Source organism: Flavobacterium ginsenosidimutans (genome assembly GCF_037478105.1).
Lineage (GTDB): Bacteria > Bacteroidota > Bacteroidia > Flavobacteriales > Flavobacteriaceae > Flavobacterium > Flavobacterium ginsenosidimutans.
On the sequence record NZ_CP147988.1, the window covers coordinates 1,133,210 to 1,150,648 of the forward strand.

The following is a 17,439-nucleotide window of genomic DNA, read 5'->3' on the forward strand; positions in this document are numbered from 1 at the left end:
CATACATTTACATTTTACAATTTATTAATAGATGTTATCACATAAAGCAAAATACGCCCTTAAGGCCTTACTTTATTTAGCAGAACAAGACGAAAATCACATTTCTAGAACTGTAGAAATTGCTGATGGCGCGAATATTCCAAAAAAGTTTTTGGAGCAGATTTTATTAGATCTAAAACGCGGTCGTTTTGTGAGCAGTAAGCAAGGAAAATTTGGCGGTTATTATCTGATAAAATCCAAAAATGACATTACTTTGGCAGAAATTCACCGATTATTTGACGGTGCAATTGCACTTTTGCCATGCGCTTCTTTAAATTTTTACGAGCCTTGCTCTGATTGTAAAACCGAGTCTGAATGCAGTCTGCGTCACGGTTTGATGCTAATTAGAGACAAAACTTTGAAGGCTATGGAAGGCATTACAATCGCCTCATTGGTAAAAAAATAAAAAAATATTCTATAAAGTCTAGTAAATCGATAGAATTAATTATATATATTTGCCAAAAATAATTAACTAATCATTTACAAAATTTTAACTCATGAAAGTACATTCTAGTAAATCAGGTGGACAAAATCTTTTGCAAAAAAAACATAATTATAATTTCACAACTGTGAAAACTGTTTCATCTATGATGTGTATGTGTTGGTAAAAAAAATTTAATATTAAATTCTACTAATCATATATACTTAATATAAAAAATGAAAACATCTATAAAAAATATACTTACAATACTTGCAGTTTTAACATTCTCAATCTCATTCGCACAAAACATTGAAGGAGTTGTAACAACTGATCAAAATATTCCTTTAGAAGCAGCTAACGTGGTAATTAAAGGAACAACTTTTAGTACAATCACAAATTCTGAAGGGCGCTTTTCTATAGAATCTCAAGGAAAATTACCTCTTACACTTTTAGTTCAATATATTGGTTATAATACCGCTGAACTTGAAATTACTTCAATTCCAGCTTCTCCAATATTGATAACTTTACGTGAAGAAAATAAACTTGTCGAAGTAGTAGTTTCTTCAAGAAGAAGAATCGAAAAAGTACAAGATGTGCCAATTGCCGTTTCTGTTGTTACAGGAAAACAAGCAGAAGCAGCAGGAGCATTTAATGTAAACCGTATTAAAGAATTGGTTCCTTCTGTACAATTGTATTCTTCTAACCCAAGAAATACAGGAATCAACATTAGAAGTTTAGGTTCACCATTCGGACTTACCAATGACGGTATCGATCCTGGAGTTGGTTTCTATGTAGACGGTGTTTACTATGCACGTCCGGCAGCTACTACTTTAGATTTTATCGATGTAGAACAAATTGAGGTTTTACGTGGTCCACAAGGTTCTTTGTTCGGAAAAAACACTACTTCTGGAGCTTTTAACATTACTTCTCGTAAACCAAGTTTCACAACAGGTGCTGATTTTGAGCTTAGCTACGGAAATTATGCTTTTTTACAAGCTAAAGCTTCTGTTACAGGAGCATTAGGAAAAAAAGTGGCTGGTCGTTTATCTTTTTCTGGAACACAGCGTGATGGTTTAATCGATAACGTTGCTACAGGAAGACCGACAAATACTTTAAATAATCAAGGTTTTAGAGGACAATTATTATGGACTCCTACAGAAAATACAAACGTTACTTTTGCAGGTGATCTTACAACACAGCGTCCTGACGGATATGCGCAGGTTGTTGCTGGTGTTGCCCCTACTAAAAGGGCTGCATACCGTCAGTTTGATGCTATTATCGCCGATTTAAATTATCAATTGCCAAGTTTAAATGCTTTTGATCGTAAAATTGATCATGATACTCCTTGGCGTTCTGGACAAGATTTAGGAGGAGTTTCATTAAATGTTGATACAAAAATTGGAGGCGGAACGCTTACTTCTACAACAGCATGGCGTTTCTGGAATTGGGATCCATCAAATGATAGAGATTTTACAGGATTACAAGTTTTAGCTAAATCTCAAAACCCAACAAGACAAACTCAAATTACGCAAGAAGTTCGATATGCAGGACAATTAACTTCAAAAATTAGTGGTGTTGCAGGAGTATTCTTTATAGACCAAACTTCTCAAACAGACGGAACTGAAGAATCTGGAGATGCACAATGGAGATTTTCTCAAAGTTCAACAAGTTCATTATGGGCAACTCCTGGACTTTTTGAAGGGTACGGAATTCATACTGATGCAAGAATCAGGGCTTCTAGTGCGGCTGTATTTGGACAACTTGATTGGGCAATTACAAACAGATTCCATATTTTACCAGGTTTGAGATATAATTTTGATAAGAAAGATGCTAGTTACTCTCGTAAAACTTACGGAGGTCTTCAGACTACAGATCCTGCCCTATTAGCTTTGAAAAAATCTGTATACTCTGATCAAGCATTTGATTCAGATACTGACAACACAGATTTTTCTGGAAACTTAACGCTTACTTACAAAGCATCTGACAAAATCAATGCTTATGCAACATTTGCTAAAAGTTACAAACCAGTTGGAGTTAACGTAGCTGGACTTCCAACAAACTCATCAGGACAGCCAATGACTGAACTTGCAGTGGTTAAACCAGAAAAAGTATATCATTACGAAGTTGGAGTAAAAACATCTCCGTTTAAAAACTCTATTTTAAATTTAACGCTATTTAATACTGATATCAAAGATTTCCAAACTAACGTTCAAGCAGCTGAATTAGGTGTAAACCGTGGTTATCTTGCAAATGCTGATAAAGTGCGTGTAAGAGGTGCTGAATTGGATGCGAGCTTTGTTATCAATTCACATGTAACGATAAATGGTGCTGCAACATATACAGATGGTAAATATGTGAAATTTACAAATGCACCGCTTCCGCTAGAAGAAACAGGACTTACAGTTGATGGAGTTCAAGTAGCTTATAAAGATGTTTCTGGAACTGATTTACCAGGTGCTTCAAGATGGGCTGGTTCTCTTGGAGGTGAGCTTTCTGATCATGCAAAATTCTTTGGTAATGCTGGAAAAATTTTCTTTGCTGCTGATGGTTATGCTCGTTCTGAATTTTCTTCAAGCCCTTCGGCTTCAAAATATTTAGTAGTTCAAGGTTATGCAATCTTTAATGCTCGTTTAGGTTTCCGTGCTTCGCAAGGTTTATCTATTCAAATTTGGGGAAGAAACCTTTTCAATAAAGATTACTATGAGCAATTATTGCCTGCAAGTGGTAACACAGGACAATATGCTGGAGTTCTTGGTGATCAAAGAACTTACGGAGTTACTTTTAAGTATTCACTGTAAGCGGTTAGGTTAGTTAGTTTTAGTATTAAAAACGAGATGCATTTTAGGATGTGTCTCGTTTTTATTTTCACAAAAAAAATTATAAAACAGATTTTAAAATAAATAGAAATGAGATCAATTGTATAAATTCGCAACCTGAATTTACCGCTTTTGAACAGATCTTTTAGATTTCTTTTTATTATAATATTTGCTTGCCAGCTAATTACAGCTCAAAATCAAAGAAATATCGACCAGCAAACCTTAACCTGGATTCGATACTATAATATTTTTCCGTTATCTGAAAAATGGGCTCTCCATTCTGAATTTGACAATCGAAGCTTTGTAAACCCTGTTCATGAAAATCTTTTTGTCCTTAGATCTCAAGCTCGTTATAGAGCAAATAAAACAATAGATTTAGGTGCTGGATTTGCTTTTTTTAGCGTGAACACACAAAATCCGCATGTTGATCCTGATTATTCGGTTCCTGAATATCGTGCTCAGCAAGATATGACCTTAATTAATGATATTGCGAAAATTACTTTTCATAACCGTTTTCAGCTAGAAGAACGATTCATTCAAAAAGCAGATAAAAACGGATTATTGGACGAATTCTCCTATGCTTTTAGATTTAGGTACCGTTTACAATCCATGTTTACCCTTTGGGAAAAAGAAGGCAGAAGCATAAAAGGAACTATTTCTGATGAAATTTTATTCAATTTCGGAAAAGATAATCGCAGAAACACTTTCGATCAAAACCGATTTTATGTTGCTTTACGTTATCATTTCACACCAAATCTTGGTTTAGAATTGGGATACTTAAAAAACTTTCAAAGACGTGCCAGCGGTGTAGATTTCTATGATCGTGACATTATTAGGTTTACGGTTTATCATCGAATTAATCGGAAATTTTAGATTTTAGATTTTAGATTTTAGATTTTAGATTTTAGATTTTAGATTTTAGATTTTAGATTTTAGATTTTAGATTTTAGATTTTAGATTTTAGATTTTAGATTTTCTAATAAAAAACCGGAAATCAAAAATTTGATTTCCGGTTTTTTATTAATCTTTGTCACTTTGCTCCTTAGAACCTTAGAACCTCATAACCTCAAAAAAAAATCAAGACCCTCTTTGTCTCTTTCCTTTTTTACCTTCTGCAAAGTTTCCGATTTTATACGCTAAAGAAAACATTACATAACGTTTTAAGACCGTATTTTCTTCATCTCTAATCGATGTTGCCGAAATGGTTCTTGTAGCACTTTGATTCTGATTTAAAACATCATAAACTTTAATTTTCGCATATAATTTTTTATCCAAAAATCCGTAAGACAAACTCGTGTTCCAAAGGAAAAAATCCTTTTTAAAATCACCTGAAATATTTGAATTATAAGTGTATCCAAAATCATTTCCAAAAATCAAATTAGCTGGCCAATAAGAAGTTGTCTGCAGATTAATTCTATGAATTACGTTTGAAGTTGCATCTCTTGAATAATTCTCGTATCTAGTTTCATTGTATGATAAACTATAAGATGGTGCAATCGAAAGCACTTCTCCATAATCGTAAGAAGCATAAACACTTGGCGTAATGACAACAGATTTTGCATTATAAAGAACAGCATTGGTAAAGCCTTTATCGAAATTATAATTACCGCTCAAGCGAAGACCATATCTAATGGTATGCGCATCTTTTTTAATCTGCTGATTCCAGTTTCCGCCAATCGAAGCCGAATAAGCTCCTGAGATATTTACATAAGTCGTATTTCTTTTCCCACTTTCATCATAAATAGAAGTCGAAACGACGTCATTGTTATAATAATCGCCTCTAAGGAAAAGACTATATCCTGAACGCGTTCTAAAATCAAAATTTCTGAAATCAACTCCTGCACTGTTTTTCTCAATCGGATTCAAATTAGGATTTCCAATTACACTATTAAGCGGATTATTTAAGTTTGCAACTGGCATTAATTGCGTTGCAGACGGAAGCGTATTCGAATAATCATATTTAAAAGTCAAATTTCTCGAACGATCAAATTTATATCGAAGCTGTGCATTTCCATAAGGAAGCATATATCTTTTATTCAGATCGGTTGCTTGATTTAAATAGAAAGAATGATTGTCAAACTCTACAATTGATGTTCTCGAATTTAAATTAAGAGTGAATTTACTTTTCTGTAAAGTAATTCCAACTTTTGGCGTAATCGAATTTTGTTTTGATGTCGTGTAATTTGTCAAAGATAAATTCAGATCAGAATACTGCTGTTCTGTTTCATCAAAATCAAATGTTTTTTGATCATTAATCGAATTCTGCCAATTAAAATCAGTTCCAAAACGCACGCGAAGCGAATCTGTAATTGGCTCTGTATATTCTAAATCAATGGCATAATTATCACTTTTAGATGTGTTTTTAGCATTTTGATTTCTTTCGTCATTTGGTTTTGCGTCCTGATAGAAAATAGTTTCAGAAACGTTGATTCCATCAGAATCACTCTTAGTGTTATTATTATTAAAAACAACGCTCAGATTTCTCGATTTCTTTTCGAATGTTTTATTGAAATTGATGCTGTTCGCAAAATTCGTATTCGAACTTTCATTATGCGAAGTTGCTGTGCTTTCGTTCAATGCTTCACCATTTTCATTTTCAGAATATGTCGAAGAAGAAGAATCACTATTTGACTGCGAAAGGCTTAATTTTGGAGCAAAAACGATCTGCATCGTCGGATCGATTTTATATTCTAATTCGAAATTTACGTTGTTTCCTGTATTTTCATTTTTAGTCTTAGAATCTGCTTCGGTCAAAATATTTCCGGTCGGCAAGAAACTCAATTGATTTGATTTGCTATCATTTTTGGTTACGGCATTTGTGAAATTATAACTGCTCATAAATTCCAAATCCTTTGTCCAATCATCTGAATAATTAATTCCGGCCAAAGTAGACTGTGTAATTCCTTTTGCGCCACTACTAGCGCCCTGACCTCCTTTTGCATTTCGTCCGCCACCCATATTATCAAAAACCTCGTCCATAGAAAATCCAGTTGAATTGATATTATTGGAAGAAGCCAAAACACTTATTTTTTGTTTGTTTTTGAAAAAGTTCATCATCAAACTGCTTTCGTAGCGTTCGTCAGAACCATATCCGCCAAGAACTTTCCCAAAATATCCTTTGTTTTTCTTTTCGTCAATAGTGATATTAACTGTTGAATAATCTGAACTCGATTCTTGTTTTGCAAGTTCTTCTTTTTTGGTTTTAAAATCAGAAACCTGAACTTTTTTAATGATATCTGCGGGAAGGTTTTTAATCGCGATCGCTCCGTCTTTGTCGAAAAATGCTTTTCCATTTACTAAAACCTGATTGACTTCTCGCCCATTTACCGTGATTTTCCCCGAATTATCAACATCAAAACCAGGCAGTTGCTTCAATAAAGTCTCCACATTCGCATCTGGACGAACTTTATATGAAGGTGCATTAAATTCTAAAGTATCTTTTTTAATGGTAATTGGAGGAGCTTCAGATTTTACTATAACTTCATTTAGAACATTTGCATTTTCAATCATATACAATTTCCCAAAGTCTTTACTTTCTGTAAGTCCTTTTTGCTCTTCAAAATAAGCTTGATATCCAGTATAATTTACTTTTAAGAAAACCGGTTTATCATACTTTTTAGTATTTATAACAAAATTTCCATTTTTATCTGTTGTAGCATATTCGATAATTGTGGAATCTTTTACAGCAGTAAAATAAACGGTAGCAAGTTCAAGCGGAAGCTGGCTGTTAATATCAATTACAGTTCCTTTAATAACAATATTGTTCTGGGCGTTTGCCGAATAAACAAAAACTAAAAACAATAAAAACGAATAAATTCTGGTCATAAAATTAGGTTGGTTAGATCGGTAAGACTTAAAAAAACACAAAAGGTTTAATTGTGTTTTTTACATTTATTCAAATATAATGCCAATAAAAAATGGATCTTATAATTATAAAGGCACAAAACATAAAAAAATCCCCTATTCTAGGGGATTCTATTTTTTATTTTTCTCTGATATAAATGTCGATTGGAACTCCAGCGAAATCCCATTTCTCTCTAATTTTATTCTCCAGATATCGTTTATAAGGTTCTTTTACGTATTGCGGTAAGTTTGCAAAAAACACGAATTGTGGTGTTTGAGTTGGCAACTGCATACAATATTTAATTTTCACATATTTACCTTTCATTGCTGGCGGCGGATAAGCTTCAATTACTTTCAACATATATTCGTTGAATTTTGAAGTTGAAATTCTTTGTTTTCTGTTTTCGAAAACCTGAACCGTAGCTTCCAATGCTTTTAATAAACGCTGTTTTGTTAAAGCAGAAACGAATAAAATTGGCACATCTGTAAAAGGCATTAATTCTTTTTTTATTTTCTCTTCGTAATCACGTGTAGACATAGTATCTTTTTCTACTAAATCCCATTTGTTTACCAAGATTACAACACCCTTACGGTTTTTCTCAGCCAACCAGAAAATACTCTGATCCTGACCTTCAAATCCGCGAGTTGCATCGATAACTAATATACAGATATCTGCATGCTCGATTGCACGTACAGAACGCATTACAGAATAAAATTCTAAATCTTCTTTTACTTTTGCTTTACGGCGAATTCCCGCTGTATCAACCAAATTAAATTCGAAACCAAAACGGTCAAATTTAGTATCAATTGCATCACGAGTTGTTCCAGCAATATCTGTAACAATATAACGGTCTTTACCAATCAAGGCGTTGATAAAACTAGATTTTCCAGCATTCGGACGTCCTACAACTGCAAAACGAGGCAAATCTTCTTTAACCTCAACTTCTGGTTTTTCTGGAAAAGCTTCGATTAAAGCATCTAATAAATCTCCAGTTCCGCTTCCTGAGATACTTGCGAAAGTAAAATATTCGCCTAAACCAAGGTTATAAAATTCAACTGCATCTTTTTCGCGCATTGCGTTATCAACCTTATTTACAGCCAATAAAACTGGTTTTGTTACTTTACGAAGTAATTTTGCAACAGTTTCATCCATTGGCGTAATTCCTTCTTCAACATCAACCACAAAAATAATAACATCGGCTTCGTCAATAGCAAGCTCAACTTGTTTACGAATTTCACCTTCGAAAACGTCATCAGACCCTCGAACGTATCCACCTGTATCAATGACAGAAAACTCTTTTCCGTTCCACTCGCTTTTACCATAGTTTCTATCACGGGTAACCCCAGATACTGAATCTACAATAGCTTCTCTTCTTTGTATCAGCCTATTAAACAGGGTCGATTTCCCCACGTTAGGTCTTCCTACTATCGCAACAATGTTATTATTCATTTTTTTTTGAATTTTAGACTTTAGACTTTAGATTTCAGATTTTTAGCTACCTAAAAACCGAATCACTAATAATCTAAATGCCTTATTTAAATTTTTTGCAAAGGTAGTTAAAAAAAGTTGCTGAGATGCTAAGTTTCTAAGTACCTAAGATTTTATATTTTTTACGCGATATTTCCTGATATATTTTAGTTCTCAGTCGCAGTCACAGTTTTCAGACTGAGACTGTAAACTGCGACTGAAAACTTCTTTTATTGATTATATCCGAAACGTTTCAGCATATTGGCGTTGCTTCTCCAGTTTTTGTTCACTTTTACATAAAGCTCAATGTGAATTTGTTTTCCGAAGAATTTCTCTAAATCGGCACGGGCATCGGTTCCTACTTTTTTCAAAGCTGCACCTTTATGTCCAATGATGATTCCTTTTTGCGTATCGCGTTCTACCATAATTACTGAACGAATTCTGATAATAGTATCAGTTTCGTGAAATTCTTCTGTTACAATTTCTACTGCGTATGGAATTTCTTTAGCGTAATTCAATAAGATTTTCTCACGAATTGTTTCGTTCACAAAGAAACGCTCTGGTTTGTCTGTTAATTGATCTTTTGGATAATAAGCTGGAGATTCTGGCAATAATTCGATAATTCTTTCAAAAACTTCTGGAACGTTGAAGTTCTGCAAAGCCGAAATTGGGAAAATTTCTGCATTTGGCACTTTCTCTTTCCAGAAAGTAACTTGCTGTTCTAATTGCTCTTGATTTGAATTATCAATTTTATTTAAAAGTAATAAAACCGGAATTTTAGCATGAATGATTTTATTAAAGAAAGCTTCGTCTTTAAGATCCTGCTCGCCAATTTCGACCATGTAGATTAAAATGTCAGCATCTTCAAAAGCCGATTTTACAAAGTTCATCATAGATTCCTGCATTTCGTATGCTGGTTTGATGATTCCAGGAGTATCAGACAAAACTAACTGAAAGTCTTCTCCGTTTACGATTCCTAAAATCCTATGACGTGTAGTTTGTGCTTTTGAGGTAATGATCGATAATCGCTCTCCAACGAAAGCGTTCATCAATGTTGATTTTCCAACATTTGGATTTCCGATAATGTTTACGAAACCTGCTTTATGTGACATTTTTTGTTTTATTTATTTTGCAAAGGTAGTCATATCAAGTCAATACAGAAAATAAAACATTTTTTAAAGTTTTCGTTGGAAATCTAAAAAATCGCCGTATCTTTGCACCCGAAACATCGCGGGATAGAGCAGTAGGCAGCTCGTCGGGCTCATAACCCGAAGGTCACAGGTTCGAGTCCTGTTCCCGCTACTAAAACAAAAAGCTTCAGAGAAATCTGGAGCTTTTTTGGTTTTCTGAGCTTTCACTAAGCCTTTATAATCTTTTAGATTTCCTTTACAAACCAATTCATAATCAATACAAAAATCATTTATGATGTGGTTTTACGTATTATTTTACCTGTTTTTTACTCTATATTTGATTAGTAATTTATTCGATTTCTTTTTAAAACATTAAAAGTATCAATATGACTCTAAAATACTTTTCCTTTCTACTGTCTGTTTTTCTATTACTTTCGTGCTCTCAAAAAAAACAAGAATCAGGTATTATTAAAGCTGATATTAGTAAGCTCACTACAGATTTTGACAAAGTAGTTATTAATATGTGGGGAGAAGAAGCTCTTGGAGATTCGATAAAAACATTTGATACCATACCAGCAAAAGAAGGTAAATTTGAGTATCATTTTAAAGTTAGAGAGCCTAAACATGCCTACATTTATTTTCTCAAAAACAATAAGAAAGTTGCAACTTTAGGTTTTAGGGACAAATCTTCTAAAAAGCAAAGTTTTTGGGGTGATATTCTTTTAGGGAATGAAAATATTGAATTCAACACAGATAGCGTGTATGAAATTATAGAATTTAAAGGTTTAAAAAACTATCGCGTAAATTTTGAAGGGTCTCCAGAAGCTGAAATGTTTATGAAAGGCTGGAAAGAGCCAATTATTTCGAATAAAAATATCAAACAAAACGCATCAAATTTCGCGCTATTGTATAAATTATTTTGGAGTAAGGAGCAGTATTCTGTCAATCAATTAAGAGAATACAGTTCTTTGTTTTCTGACGAAATAAAAAAATCTGTTCCATTTAATATGCTTACGGATTATATCAATAATAAAGAAAAAATAGAAAAATTTGGATTTAGAGAAAATTTTAATTGGGTTGACATTGATAACAAAAATTACACTTTTGATCAAGTAAGCAATGGCAAGCCGGTACTTTTAGTATTTTGGGCAAGTTGGTGTGGTCCTTGCAGAAAAGAAATTCCAGAGCTTAAAAAATTTCATAATGATTATAAAGATAAAATAAACATTGTAAGTCTAAGTATAGATGATAAATACGATAATTGGAAAACGGCAGTAGAAAAAGAAAATATGCCTTGGCTTAATCTTTCTGGATTGCCAAAAAGAAATAATGCGATAAAAAAAGAATACAATATTTTTGCTGTGCCAAATTTAATCTTACTTAATAAGGACGGAAAAGTATTGCTTAATGCTGCAAATGATATTTCGAAGATCATTAATACAATAGATAAAACAACAACAATCTAGTTCCCTTTCTGTAAATTATTTAAGAAGACTCAATTAAAAAACAATGAAATCATTATCTAGAATATTTTTCTTAATCTGCACGTTTATAGTAATAGTAGCTTTTATTAAAAAAGAAGAAAAATTTACTATTTATGGTCAAGTAACTGGATTTCAAAATGGAACCAAATTCTATTTAAAAAACCTCGCAACAGATGCTATTATAGATAGCACAACAGTAGAAAATAATAAATTTAGGTTTGAAGGAAAATTAGCTAGTCCGCCAGAGCAAATTTGGCTTTACGCTATTGTGAATGAAAAATTTATATATACTAATTTACTTATTGGCAACGATAATATCAGAATCAAAGGAGACATTAAAGATTTTCCTCGAAATGTAGAAATCAAAGGCTCAAAAAGTCAGGAAGATTTTAATTATTCTCAAAGTTTCACAAAAGAATATTTTGCGAAAAGAGAAACTCTTGTAAATTCATTTTTGCAGTTGCCAAAAGATAAGCAACAAGAAGCTGGCGCAAAAATATGGGACGAAATTAAAGGCATTGACAGCATTACACAAGAACTGCGCATTAAATATGTAAAATCACATCCAGACAGCTACGCAAGTATAATAGAGCTTGGTTATCTAAAGAATCAATTGCCAAAAGACACAATTCAAAAAATATACGATAAATATACTCCCAAAATAAAAGAAAGTAAATATGCTAAAGTTGTTGAAGTCTTTTTGAAAGAAAACATTTCGAAAGTTGGAGATAAATATCACGATTTTGAAGGCTGGAATCAAAAAGGCGAAAAAGTTAAGTTTTCAGACATTAGAGGTTCTTTTACTTTAATTGAGTTTACTTCTGCATTTTGCGGACCTTGTATTCAAGCAGCAGAGGAACTGGCTGAAATTAATGAAACCTATTCGGGTTCTTTAACTTTAGTAAGTTTTTCTTGTGATCCAAAAAAAGAAGACTGGCTAAAATCTGTAGACAGAGACAAAGTTATCTGGAATAGTGTATGGGACAGCAAAGGCCGATTTAGCGAAACTGCTATTAAATATGGCATTCAAGGCATTCCAACTTTTATTCTAATTAATCCTGAAGGAACAATCATAGACAAATGGTCTGGTTACGGCAAAGGTAGCCTGATTAATAAACTGGAAAAGAAAATATTAAAAAAATAATAACGCAACCTTTTTCATAATTCGGCATCTATTTATTGTAATCATAAACCTAATAAATATGAAAAAGAATATTATATTTTTAATGCTAATAGGTCTTTTTTTTTCTTGCAGTAGTGATGACCAAGAAAAAATAGAATCGCCAGTAGTAGGAAGTTGGAAACTAATTGAAGTTTTGGCTGATCCAGGTGACGGAAGCGGAACTTTTAGAGCTGTTGAAAGCAATAAAACCATTGAGTTTAAAAGCAACGGAACTATAGCAACCAACACTTCTTTATGCGATCCGTACTCAGATGAAATAAAAAGTTCTGGAAGTTATAGCGTAACTACCAATAAAATAACAACAAATTGCCAAAACCCAAATATTGCTACAATATCATTTGAATTGAAAGACAATTATCTGATTTTGCATTTTATTTCTAATGAAGGATATTCTCAAAAATTTCAAAGAATCAATTAAAAAATGCATAGTTAATCTTCATCAAGTCCCCATATCAAAACAAAAGCTTCAAATTTCTTTGAAGCTTTTGTTTTTTATAGAAGTTTCAAGACTTATAAAATAAAAATTGTAAAGAATTTACCGACTCAAAAACCATAAGATTTTTCCTTTAAATCGAAATAAATCTAAACTTTTTTAAATTTTATTCTTTCGTCAAAAAACTCTCATTACCTTTATTTAAACACAAAACAACCAATTATTAATCAAATAAATACAAATCACTTAACTCAATTTATTTTTGAATGAATCTTGTAAAATGTGATGTTTTGCAAAATAATCGAAAGAAAAAGTTTTTATTTTATTTGGTATTATGGAAATAATTGCCTTGTTTTGCACCCGCAATGAGAAAGCAGGTCCGTTCGTCTATCGGTTAGGACGCCAGGTTTTCATCCTGGTAAGGGGGGTTCGATTCCCCCACGGACTACTTACAAACACAAAGCTTCAGAGAAATCTGGAGCTTTTTTTATTTGCTAAAAACCTCTCCCACAGCGTCTCTATAATTAAATAATATTTTCTTAATAGCTTACTTTTCATTTAGCAGATGTTTTTCATAAATTTGCCGCTTTAAAAAAGTAGTTGTCATTACTTCGCTATTCCAGAACAAATAGTTATCGTACAGTCTAATTTACAATTATATAATAACCGCAATTCAATACAATGCTTACAAAAAACAAACCCCAAATTTTAATTATTACCCTTTTAACTTTATTTTTTTCCGTTAATTCATTCTCTCAAAAAAGTATCTACGCCGGAATCGAAATTGGACGTAGAGCTATAAAAGTTTCTGTTATCGATGTGAGCAACATCAAAAAAGCAGATTATAAAATTATTTCTTTCTGGACTGAAAGAATTCCTTTTGCTGACCATATTGCTGCTAATGGCGAACTTACTGCTGAAGACATTACTAAAACTAGCGTTATTGTTACCAACCAATTGCAAAAGATAAAAGCAGAAAATAAATTGCTTGATGAAAACATCTTTATCGTTGCTGCTCCTGTTTTTGAATCTGCACGTAATCTTGATGTTTTAAGAAACAAAATTATGCTTCTAGCAAACAAAGAACTTGAAGTATTAAACGCAAACGAAGAACCAAAAACATTGGTTAAAGGTGCAATTCCACCAGTTGATTTTTCTAACGCTTTCTTGCTTGATATTGGTGCGCAAACGACTAAAGGAGGTTACATTGACGAGCTTGAGGGCGGTAAATTAGAGTTTATTCCGCTTGAACTTGATTTTGGTACAATGACTCTTACTGATGCTGTAAAGAAAACGGTTTACAATCAGAGTCAGGCAAACGATATGTCTACTTACCAAGAAAAATCTTTTGACTTTGTTCCTGTTCTTCGCAAAAAAATTAAAGACTTGTTTGATGCAAATCCGCCTTTAGAGAAAAAAGAAAAATTATATTTATCAGGTGGTGCAGTTTGGGCTTTTTCGACACTATATTATAACGAAGACGTTAAAGAACACTATATTGCTTTAACTCTAGAAGATGTTGTAAATTACGATGCAATTCTTAAAAACAATTTCGGAAAGTATACCAGCCTTGCTAAAACCAATAAAGAAGCTGCGAGAGTTTTAAGTACTTACGACCAGCAAAATCTTATCTCGGCTAATAATATCTTAGTTAGCTGTCTGGAAAATATTCCAAACTTGGCAACAAAGAAAATACTTTTTGTAAAAGAAGGGCAAGTAACTTGGTTAATCTCATACATTGCAGATCGTTCTAAAAAAGTAAATACTAATTTCTAAGATTTTACTTTTCCAATCTTATAAAGCTTCAGAGAAATCTGGAGCTTTTTTTATGGCTTTAAGCTAATTATAAAAACAAAAAAATGGTTTCAAGTTATAACTTGAAACCATCTTTAGATTGAAAAAAAACCGAAATACTTTCATAAAATCTAATTTTAGAAGACCTAATTAAGAAATAGACTCTTTGTTAAATCTTACTGTTTTGAATTATGAAAAATCTAGTTTTACTATTAACAATTGTACTTTTAAGCACAACAGCCTGCAAGAAGGATCACTCCGCAGATAAACAAGAAACTGCAACTGCTGAATCCATCGATTCAATAACTGCTATTGCAAAAGAGGCCTGGATATACGGCTATCCAATATTTTATAATTACAAAGCTATTTACTCCAGTGCAATCAACAAAGAAGCTAAAGAATACTCAGGATTTAACAAATTCAAAAGCGTAGCTGCAAGCGCAACTCCCGCAGATACTTTAATCATAACCATAAATAACGATACTCCGTACTCAATGGCACCAATTAATGTTTCAGACGAACCTGTTATTCTTGAAGTGCCAAAAATAGAAAACGATCGATACTATGTAATGCAGTTTGTAGATCTCTACACCTTCAATTTTGAATATGTGGGATCGCGAGCAACTGGCAATAATGCAGGTAAATATCTCATTGCAGGACCAGATTGGAAAGGAGAAACTCCTAAAGGCATTGATAAGGTTTTACATTCTGAAACCAATTTAATATACCTCGTAGGCCGTACTCAGTTACATGATCCAGCCGACGTTTCAAATCTTAAAAAAATACAGGCGCAGTATAAATTAATTTCGTTGCATGAATATTCAAAACAGCCAGCTCCTCCTGTAAAAAAATACAATCTCCCTCTTCCAGTCTGGAAAGAAAGCGATTATGCTTCCCTTCAATTTATTAGTGCACTAAATTCTTTATTACAATATGCAAACGAAGATAGCAGCGAAAAAGAACTTAGAAAACGTTTTGCCAAAATTGGAATTGTACCAGGAAAACCTTTTGACAGTTCAAAATATCCTCCAGAAACCATAAAAGCTATTGAAAAAGGAATTGCCGAAGCCAAACAAGAACTGGAGTCTAAAATAGATAATGTAAAAGATGCTGGAAGTCTTTTTGGCACACGCGCAGAACTTAAAAACAACTTTCTGAACCGTGCAATTGCCGCAGCTGCCGGAATTTACGGAAACACAAAAGACGAAGCCGTTTATACCGGAAGTAACGTCGATAAAAATAATCAACCGCTTTCAGGAAATAACAATTATGTTTTGAAATTCACAAAAGATCAATTGCCTGAAGCGAAATACTTTTGGAGCATTACAATGTATAATCTTCCTAAACGTTTTCTGGTTCCAAATCCAATTAACAGATATTCTATTGGCAATAAAACAAAAGGATTAAAATATGAGTCTAATGGAGATTTGATCTTTTATTTACAAAAAGACTCTCCTGGAAAAGACAAAGAAAGCAATTGGCTTCCGACTCCTAAAGATGAAAAATTCATGTTTGTGATGAGAATTTATGGTCCGCAGCCAGAGGTTATAAATAACATTTGGAAAATGCCTCTTCCAGAAATTGTAAAATGATAATCATAATTTCAGAGATAAAATCATAACCATTTTTCTAATTTTAATTTCAAATAATATGAAAAGTTACAAATTACTATCAGGAATATTATTAGTTACTTTATTATTTACTTCTGCCTGTAAGAAGAATAACGAGAAATCAGAAACCGATTCTGAAACCTTAAAACAAGACTCCGTTACTACAAATACTGATTCATTGGCGCAAAAGAATAGTACTCCTGTAACTGCAGCTAATTTTAATCGTGCAGAAACAGATCTTTATTTTACAACTTCTGTTAAAGATGCTGGCGGTATTGGCAACATACATCATTATAAAACTTTAATGCCAATTGACAAACAAACTGTAATTCGCGCTAACCGCGATGTATTGTATTCTTCTGGAGTTTATGATCTCGATGCTGGACCAGTAACTGTAACGTTACCAAATTCTGGCAAACGTTTTATGTCTATGCAGATTATAGACGAAGATCAATATGCTGAAACCTATTATGCGCCAGGAACTTTTACATTTAGCAAAGAAAAAATCGGAACGCGATATCTTATGTTAGCAATCAGAACTTTTATTGATCCTAACGATCCTAATGATTTGCCAAAAGTTACAGCATTGCAAGACGCAATTAAGATTAGCCAAAAAGACAAAGGAACTTTTACGGTTCCAAATTGGGATCTAGTGAGTCAAAAGAAAGTTAGAGATTCTTTAATTGAAGCTTCTAAAAAATTATCTGACACAAAAGGAATGTTTGGCTTAAAAGGTAAAGTTGATGAAACACGTCATTTATTAGGAAGTGCAACAGGATGGGGCGGAAATCCAGAAAAAGATGCACTTTATCTTTCTGTTTATCCTAAAAAAAATGACGGAAAAACGGTCTATAAACTTAAAGTTAAAAATGTTCCTGTTGATGGATTTTGGTCTGTAAGTGTATATAATAAAGAAGGTTATTTTGAAAAAAATGATCTAAATATGTACACATTAAACAACATCACGGCAAAAAAAGATGCCGATGGATCGATCACAATACAATTTGGAGGATGTGATGGAAAAACTCCAAACTGTATTCCAGTTGCTGCTGGATGGAATTATTGGGTTCGCCTTTATCGTCCGCATAAAGAAATACTTAATGGTTCATGGAAATTTCCTGAAGCAGTTGAAGTTAAATAAATATCTAGTATCAGTAAAATTAAGGCTTCAGAGAAATCTGAAGCTTTTTATTTTAAATTAATCTATGAAAAGTTTCA

12 protein-coding genes and 2 tRNA genes are annotated in these 17,439 nt (G+C 32.8%); 11 read left to right on the plus strand and 3 right to left on the minus strand.

Going from position 1 to position 17,439, the window contains the following annotated elements:
- Positions 1–31 precede the first annotated feature (31 nt).
- The 3 genes from V6624_RS05085 to V6624_RS05095 all read left to right on the plus strand — a co-directional run bounded on the left by V6624_RS05085 (position 32) and on the right by V6624_RS05095 (position 4,149).
- A complete protein-coding gene (locus tag V6624_RS05085) occupies positions 32–445 on the plus strand; it encodes an RrF2 family transcriptional regulator (protein ID WP_012023964.1) in 414 nt (137 codons plus the stop codon).
- Positions 446–696: 251 nt separating this feature from the next.
- Complete coding sequence (locus tag V6624_RS05090) at positions 697–3,258, plus strand: TonB-dependent receptor (RefSeq protein WP_111283512.1); 2,562 nt, start codon at positions 697–699, stop codon at positions 3,256–3,258.
- 150 nt (positions 3,259–3,408) lie between these two features.
- On the plus strand, positions 3,409–4,149 hold the full coding sequence (locus V6624_RS05095) for a DUF2490 domain-containing protein (protein WP_239455561.1): 741 nt from the start codon (positions 3,409–3,411) through the stop codon (positions 4,147–4,149).
- 204 nt (positions 4,150–4,353) lie between these two features.
- Here V6624_RS05095 and V6624_RS05100 read toward each other — a convergent pair whose 3' ends face one another.
- The 3 genes from V6624_RS05100 to era form a co-directional block, all read right to left on the minus strand.
- Positions 4,354–7,101, minus strand: a complete 2,748-nt coding sequence (locus V6624_RS05100; RefSeq protein WP_111283510.1) for an outer membrane beta-barrel protein — start codon at positions 7,099–7,101, stop codon at positions 4,354–4,356.
- A gap of 157 nt (positions 7,102–7,258) precedes the next feature.
- On the minus strand, positions 7,259–8,569 hold the full coding sequence (gene der, locus V6624_RS05105; protein ID WP_111283508.1) for a ribosome biogenesis GTPase Der: 1,311 nt from the start codon (positions 8,567–8,569) through the stop codon (positions 7,259–7,261).
- Positions 8,570–8,817: 248 nt separating this feature from the next.
- Positions 8,818–9,699, minus strand: coding sequence for a GTPase Era (era, locus tag V6624_RS05110; protein WP_111283506.1), 882 nt, complete (start codon positions 9,697–9,699; stop codon positions 8,818–8,820).
- A gap of 117 nt (positions 9,700–9,816) precedes the next feature.
- Here era and V6624_RS05115 point away from each other — a divergent pair.
- The 8 genes from V6624_RS05115 to V6624_RS05150 all read left to right on the plus strand — a co-directional run bounded on the left by V6624_RS05115 (position 9,817) and on the right by V6624_RS05150 (position 17,362).
- Positions 9,817–9,889, plus strand: a tRNA-Met gene (locus V6624_RS05115).
- A 214-nt stretch (positions 9,890–10,103) separates the two neighbouring features.
- Complete coding sequence (locus V6624_RS05120) at positions 10,104–11,183, plus strand: TlpA disulfide reductase family protein (protein WP_111283108.1); 1,080 nt, start codon at positions 10,104–10,106, stop codon at positions 11,181–11,183.
- A 43-nt stretch (positions 11,184–11,226) separates the two neighbouring features.
- On the plus strand, positions 11,227–12,345 hold the full coding sequence (locus V6624_RS05125; protein WP_111283106.1) for a TlpA disulfide reductase family protein: 1,119 nt from the start codon (positions 11,227–11,229) through the stop codon (positions 12,343–12,345).
- Between the two features lie 58 nt (positions 12,346–12,403).
- Positions 12,404–12,802, plus strand: a complete 399-nt coding sequence (locus V6624_RS05130; protein WP_111283104.1) for a lipocalin family protein — start codon at positions 12,404–12,406, stop codon at positions 12,800–12,802.
- A gap of 391 nt (positions 12,803–13,193) precedes the next feature.
- Positions 13,194–13,265, plus strand: a tRNA-Glu gene (locus V6624_RS05135).
- 233 nt (positions 13,266–13,498) lie between these two features.
- On the plus strand, positions 13,499–14,593 hold the full coding sequence (locus tag V6624_RS05140; protein ID WP_111283102.1) for an exopolyphosphatase: 1,095 nt from the start codon (positions 13,499–13,501) through the stop codon (positions 14,591–14,593).
- 209 nt (positions 14,594–14,802) lie between these two features.
- Positions 14,803–16,203, plus strand: coding sequence for a DUF1254 domain-containing protein (locus tag V6624_RS05145; protein WP_338841138.1), 1,401 nt, complete (start codon positions 14,803–14,805; stop codon positions 16,201–16,203).
- A gap of 58 nt (positions 16,204–16,261) precedes the next feature.
- On the plus strand, positions 16,262–17,362 hold the full coding sequence (locus V6624_RS05150) for a DUF1254 domain-containing protein (RefSeq protein ID WP_338841139.1): 1,101 nt from the start codon (positions 16,262–16,264) through the stop codon (positions 17,360–17,362).
- Positions 17,363–17,439 lie beyond the last annotated feature (77 nt).

Excerpts from the sequence above, each read along its gene's own strand:
- V6624_RS05100 (WP_111283510.1), bottom strand. The coding sequence starts at position 7,101 with ATGACCAGAATTTATTCGTTTTTATTGTTTTTAGTTTTTGTTTATTCG.
- V6624_RS05130 (WP_111283104.1), top strand. The coding sequence starts at position 12,404 with ATGAAAAAGAATATTATATTTTTAATGCTAATAGGTCTTTTTTTTTCT.
- V6624_RS05120 (WP_111283108.1), top strand. The coding sequence starts at position 10,104 with ATGACTCTAAAATACTTTTCCTTTCTACTGTCTGTTTTTCTATTACTT.
- V6624_RS05150 (WP_338841139.1), top strand. The coding sequence starts at position 16,262 with ATGAAAAGTTACAAATTACTATCAGGAATATTATTAGTTACTTTATTA.
- V6624_RS05125 (WP_111283106.1), top strand. The coding sequence starts at position 11,227 with ATGAAATCATTATCTAGAATATTTTTCTTAATCTGCACGTTTATAGTA.
- V6624_RS05085 (WP_012023964.1), top strand. The coding sequence starts at position 32 with ATGTTATCACATAAAGCAAAATACGCCCTTAAGGCCTTACTTTATTTA.
- V6624_RS05090 (WP_111283512.1), top strand. The coding sequence starts at position 697 with ATGAAAACATCTATAAAAAATATACTTACAATACTTGCAGTTTTAACA.
- der (WP_111283508.1), bottom strand. The coding sequence starts at position 8,569 with ATGAATAATAACATTGTTGCGATAGTAGGAAGACCTAACGTGGGGAAA.
- V6624_RS05140 (WP_111283102.1), top strand. The coding sequence starts at position 13,499 with ATGCTTACAAAAAACAAACCCCAAATTTTAATTATTACCCTTTTAACT.
- V6624_RS05145 (WP_338841138.1), top strand. The coding sequence starts at position 14,803 with ATGAAAAATCTAGTTTTACTATTAACAATTGTACTTTTAAGCACAACA.
- era (WP_111283506.1), bottom strand. The coding sequence starts at position 9,699 with ATGTCACATAAAGCAGGTTTCGTAAACATTATCGGAAATCCAAATGTT.